The organism is Microbacterium sp., from assembly GCF_047606685.1.
Lineage (GTDB): Bacteria > Actinomycetota > Actinomycetes > Actinomycetales > Microbacteriaceae > Microbacterium.
Genome location: NZ_JASGEC010000045.1, coordinates 1 through 4331, shown reverse-complemented (window position 1 = coordinate 4331; position 4331 = coordinate 1). Strand labels below are relative to the sequence as shown.

The window sequence follows — 4331 nt, the reverse complement described above, 5'->3', positions numbered from 1 at the left end:
TCGAGCGCAGGTCGGCGACGTCGACAGCACGCACCATCAGTCGACTCTCGTTCTCGACCAGCCCGGGTTGCGGGAGGAGTGCGGTCATCTTGGCTGGGTCCCGTACGCCCGCGATCACCGTGCCGTTCGCCGCCAGCAGAGCCTTGGCGACTGCCAGCCCGACCCCGCTGCTTGCGCCGGTGACGACGAAGACGCGCCCGCTCTGGTCCGACAGGTCACTGGTCTGCCACTCGAAGTCCTGCACCGTGTTCTCTCCCGCCTGAATGGATAAGTCATCCGATTAGACAGTAGCACGATTCGGATGAAGCATCCGAATCCATATAGGCTGGGGGCATGCCTGAGACCCTCGCTCGTCCGACCGGGCTGCGCGCCGATGCCGCTCGCAACCGTGCGAGGCTGCTGAAGGTCGCCCGGCGCCACCATGCGCAGACCGGGCAGCTCCCGCTCAACTCCATCGCCGCGGAGGCCGGTGTGGGCATCGGCACCGCGTACCGGCACTTTCCGAGCCAAGAATCCCTTGTCGAGGCACTGGCGATGGACGCGCTCGACCGCCTGCTCGACGCGGTCAAACACGCCATCGCCGCGAATGACCCGGAACGCGCATTCCGCGCGATGGTCACCACGGCGTATGAGCACCTGTGTGACGACACGGCGCTGACCGCCCTGCTCGCGGGAGGAACCTTCACCTGCGCCGATGCGGCGGCGGTCGCCGGCGAGCTGTTCGCCGATGTCGACATCCTCCTGCGACGAGCTCGCGAGAGCGGAGCGCTGCGCGCAGAGATCGACGTCGACGACCTGCGGCGACTCCTCTGCGGTTTCAGCGCAGCAGCAACCGCCGGGCCGGTTCCCTTGGGCAAGGATCGCGAACGGTATGTCGAGGTGCTGCTCGGCGGCCTGCGGCCGTAAGCCCAGCCGCGAACCCATGCCGGAGCAAGGGCGGCAACCGCTCGCTCACCTCGCGGTGTCGTTCGTCAGGTTCCGATCCTGGCGGCCGCAGCGAGACAGGTTGAGGATGCTTCTCACCGGGACAATGCTGTTCGCGGATCTCAAGGAAGCGATCGGTGTCGTTGCTCGCTTCCGCCGCGTCAGCCTTGAGCCTCTCGAACCGCCGACCTGCTCGAGACATCCTTGGCGGTCGCGGAACCCGGCGTTTGTGGTCAGGCACCGAGCATGGCGGTGATCTGGGCGTAGAAGGGTGCGGGGTCGCCGGCGAGGGATGCTTTGACCATCGCGGTCCAGTCATCGACGACGACCTCGATCTTTCCCTCGGCGAGAGCGTCGAGGGATCGGCGTGGCACGTCGCGCGGGTCGATCTTGGGTCCGTCGTATCCGGCGGACATATCGGTGTCGGCGGAGCCGAGGAGCACGCCCTGGACGACGGTGTGCTGCGCGGCGAGCTCGAGACGCACCGCGTTGGTCATGCTCCACTCGGCGGCTTTGGCCACGGAGTAGGCGCCCGCGCCCGGGGCGACGAACCACGACAGCGCGGACAGGACGTTCACGATCGCGCCGCCCCCGTTCGCGCCGAGGACCGGTGCGAACGCGCGGATCACGCCGAGCGTGCCCCAGAAATGGGTGTCCAGCGCACGGCTCACCTCGGCGAGGTCGCCGGTGACCAGGCCGGCACCTGTAGAGATTCCGGCGTTGTTGACCAGCACGGTCACATCCTGCGCGGCCGCCGCGGCGGCCGCCACGGAGTCAGGGTCGAGCAGGTCCAGCCGTAACCGGATCACCCGCGGGTCGTCGACGTCGATCGCGTCGGGGTGGCGGGCGGTCGCGTAGACCTTGGCCGCGCCCCGGTCGAGCAGTTCGAGGACGAACTGGCGGCCGATGCCCCGGTTGGCCCCGGTAACGAGGGCCGTCTGGCCTGTGGGATTCATGAATGCTCCGTTTCTGCACGAGGCGTGGCGGGTCTGCGCGGCCGCTTGTCGGCCGGCATCCGCTACGCTAAAACCTCACGTTGACGTCAAAGGCAAATCATCGCGCCAGAGTCACGTCACGAAGCCGGAGGGGCGGGATGCGGATCGGTGAACTCGCGCGCCAGACGGGAGTCAGCACCCGGGCGTTGCGGTATTACGAGGAGCAGGGCCTGCTCACCCCAGAGCGCACACCCAGCGGGCAACGGACATACCCGGAATCAGCCGCCGAATGGGTGCGGCTGATCCAGCGACTGTTCACCGCGGGACTGTCCAGTCGCACCATCCTGCACCTTATGCCCAGCATCCACGCCGGGGATGGCACCCCCGAGACCTTCGCGGTGCTCGCGGCGGAGCGTGATCGCATCACCGCGGCCATGGACGACCTCGTCGCCGCCCGCGACGCCCTGGACCGCATCATCCACCTCGCCAACAACCCCACCCCGGAACACTGCCCAGCCCTGCGCGACCCCGCCTGGATGCCGTACGCCGCCAGCCCACAGGCATAGACAGCGGCGGGTCGGCCCCCGGGGTCAGTCCCTGCGCGACGATCTAACACTTCGGGCTCCGCCCCACGCCGGCCACACTCTCACAACGCTTGACTTGATCGATGTTAGAGTCAAGCATTGTTAGGGTTTCAGTGTTCGTCCGTGAGGAGGGTGCGTCGATGGTTCAGGTGCGGCGCGGTGATGTCGTGGCCGGCGGTCTGGAGTTGCTGGATGCCGATGGTCTGGAGGCGTTGACGACGCGCAAGCTTGCCGCGCATCTCGGTCTGCAGGCCGGCAGCCTGTACTGGCATTTCCCCAGCAAGCAGGCGCTGCTGGAGGCGATGGCCGACGAACTGATAGCCGGCGTGGGTGCGCCGTCAGCGGGCGGCGCCTGGGATCAGACGATGGCCGAGTTCGCCTGAAGGCTCCGGCGCGCCCTGTTGTCCCGTCGGGATGGCGCGCGGGTCGTGGCTGGCTCCTACGTCACCGAGCAGAACACCGTTTCGATCAGCCACGCCTGGGTGCAGGCAGCCCATGAGCGTGGTCTCGGGCTGAACGACGCGGCCTGGGCAGGCTTCGCGATCTTCAGCTTCGTCCTGGGCCACGTCATCGAAGAACAAGGCATGGCCGAACTCACCGCCGTGCAACAGCGCGAGAAGTCACAGGCGGCGCTGTCGAACACCCGCCCTCCCGACGAGATCACCTCGGCCCTCGTCGGTGCCATCCTGGCCGACCCGGACGATCGCTTCGAGTTCGGCCTCGGCCTGTTCCTCGACGGGCTACGACAGCGGCAGGCGACGGGCGCGACGCGGGCACGTCGGGGCACCGCGGCCCGTCGCGCGACGACAGCAGATGCGCGGGAGTCCGACTGACATGCCCCTGCTTCCCAGCGTCCGCCGCCCGCGAGAACGAACCATGATCACCCTCGAGGTCGTGGCCACCGAGCGCCTGAGCCCAAGCTTCGTCCGCGTGACGCTCGCCAGTGCCGGGCTCGACCGGTTCCGGCCCGCAGGCCCCGATCAAGGGTTCCGCATGTTCTTCTGCCGACCCGGGCAGCAACGCCTGAGCATGCCGACGGTCGCCAACGAGGCGTGGACGGCGCAACTGATCATGCAACCGGCGTCCCGGCGGCCCTGGGTCCGCATGTACACCGTCCGAGCCATCCGCCCCGAGACCTGCGAACTCGACGTGGAGGGCGACGAACACCGCTCCGGGCGATCCGGTGGGCATCTTTGACGAGGGTTACACCTACCAGCCAGGACCCGGCGCACATCAGCAGCTCCTCGTCGCCGACGAGAGTGCACTACCCGCCGTGCTCGCGATCCTCGAACAAGCCACCCCGGAACTGTCCGCCGAGGTCTTCCTCGAAGTCCCCACCGAAGCCGACATTCGACCCGACATCGACTGCCCCGAGCGCACCATCATCCACTGGCTGCCTCGTGACAACCCGACGCTCAAACCGGGAACCCTCGCGCTCGCCACAGGCGTCCGCCGTCACCTCGTCACCGACCGGCACCTGGGCAAGTCCACCATCACCTTCACCGGCTACTGGCGCCACGGCCACGCCGCACCCGGCTGATCCTCCGACAGCCTTGCCCGGTCAGCAAGACCCAGCACCGGGCAAAAACCGGCAGCTGAACTACTTGGTCGCAGCTATGCGGACCGGCGGTGTCGGGCCCGCCTGGGCGGACTTCGGCGCGCGGGGCAGGAACGCGGCGACGATCGCAGCGGCCACACTGACGGCGGCGGCGACAAGGAATGCGACCCGGTAGCCGTCGATCACACCGACGGGCGTGCCGCTGCCGCCGGCCCGGGCGACCGACGCCGCGATGGTGACCAGAACGGCCAGGCCGATCGCACCGCCGACTTGACGGGAGGTGTTGACCAGGCCAGAGGCCACCCCGACGCGCTGGTGGTCGATGCCCAG

At 68.3% G+C, this 4331-nt stretch carries 7 protein-coding genes and 2 pseudogenes; 6 read left to right on the top strand and 3 right to left on the bottom strand.

Going from position 1 to position 4331, the window contains the following annotated elements:
* Positions 1-244: SDR family NAD(P)-dependent oxidoreductase (locus QM611_RS04770; RefSeq protein ID WP_415078757.1), on the bottom strand; the 244-nt coding region annotated here is incomplete at its 3' end.
* A gap of 89 nt (positions 245-333) precedes the next feature.
* Between QM611_RS04770 and QM611_RS04765 the strand changes: the two genes are divergently transcribed.
* A complete protein-coding gene (locus QM611_RS04765) occupies positions 334-906 on the top strand; it encodes a TetR/AcrR family transcriptional regulator (RefSeq protein WP_415078756.1) in 573 nt (190 codons plus the stop codon).
* A gap of 251 nt (positions 907-1157) precedes the next feature.
* Here QM611_RS04765 and QM611_RS04760 read toward each other — a convergent pair whose 3' ends face one another.
* Entirely contained in the window at positions 1158-1880 is a 723-nt protein-coding gene (locus tag QM611_RS04760) for an SDR family oxidoreductase (RefSeq protein ID WP_415078755.1), read from the bottom strand.
* 137 nt (positions 1881-2017) lie between these two features.
* Here QM611_RS04760 and QM611_RS04755 point away from each other — a divergent pair, with 137 nt between their 5' ends.
* From QM611_RS04755 to QM611_RS04735, 5 genes and pseudogenes are all read left to right on the top strand, one after another.
* Complete coding sequence (locus QM611_RS04755) at positions 2018-2425, top strand: MerR family transcriptional regulator (RefSeq protein ID WP_415078754.1); 408 nt, start codon at positions 2018-2020, stop codon at positions 2423-2425.
* Positions 2426-2583: 158 nt separating this feature from the next.
* Complete coding sequence (locus QM611_RS04750; RefSeq protein ID WP_415078753.1) at positions 2584-2826, top strand: TetR family transcriptional regulator; 243 nt, start codon at positions 2584-2586, stop codon at positions 2824-2826.
* A gap of 12 nt (positions 2827-2838) precedes the next feature.
* A pseudogene (locus QM611_RS04745) lies at positions 2839-3276 on the top strand (TetR/AcrR family transcriptional regulator C-terminal domain-containing protein); the annotation flags it as partial.
* A gap of 43 nt (positions 3277-3319) precedes the next feature.
* Positions 3320-3640: a siderophore-interacting protein gene (locus tag QM611_RS04740; protein WP_415078752.1), complete on the top strand. Its 321-nt coding sequence runs from the start codon at positions 3320-3322 to the stop codon at positions 3638-3640.
* The gene (locus QM611_RS04735) at positions 3627-3983 is read left to right on the top strand and encodes a siderophore-interacting protein (RefSeq protein ID WP_415078751.1); all 357 of its coding nucleotides are present in this window, start codon (positions 3627-3629) and stop codon (positions 3981-3983) included. Before QM611_RS04740 ends, QM611_RS04735 begins: the two co-directional genes overlap by 14 nt.
* Before the next feature lie 60 nt (positions 3984-4043).
* On the opposite strand, the pseudogene QM611_RS04730 reads toward QM611_RS04735, so the two are convergent.
* Positions 4044-4331: pseudogene (locus QM611_RS04730) on the bottom strand (MFS transporter); the annotation flags it as partial.

What these genes read in the sequence shown, in the direction of transcription:
- QM611_RS04750 (WP_415078753.1), top strand. Translation starts at nt 2,584, where the DNA reads ATGGTTCAGGTGCGGCGCGGTGATGTCGTGGCCGGCGGTCTGGAGTTG.
- QM611_RS04755 (WP_415078754.1), top strand. Translation starts at nt 2,018, where the DNA reads ATGCGGATCGGTGAACTCGCGCGCCAGACGGGAGTCAGCACCCGGGCG.
- QM611_RS04765 (WP_415078756.1), top strand. Translation starts at nt 334, where the DNA reads ATGCCTGAGACCCTCGCTCGTCCGACCGGGCTGCGCGCCGATGCCGCT.
- QM611_RS04760 (WP_415078755.1), bottom strand. Translation starts at nt 1,880, where the DNA reads ATGAATCCCACAGGCCAGACGGCCCTCGTTACCGGGGCCAACCGGGGC.
- QM611_RS04740 (WP_415078752.1), top strand. Translation starts at nt 3,320, where the DNA reads ATGATCACCCTCGAGGTCGTGGCCACCGAGCGCCTGAGCCCAAGCTTC.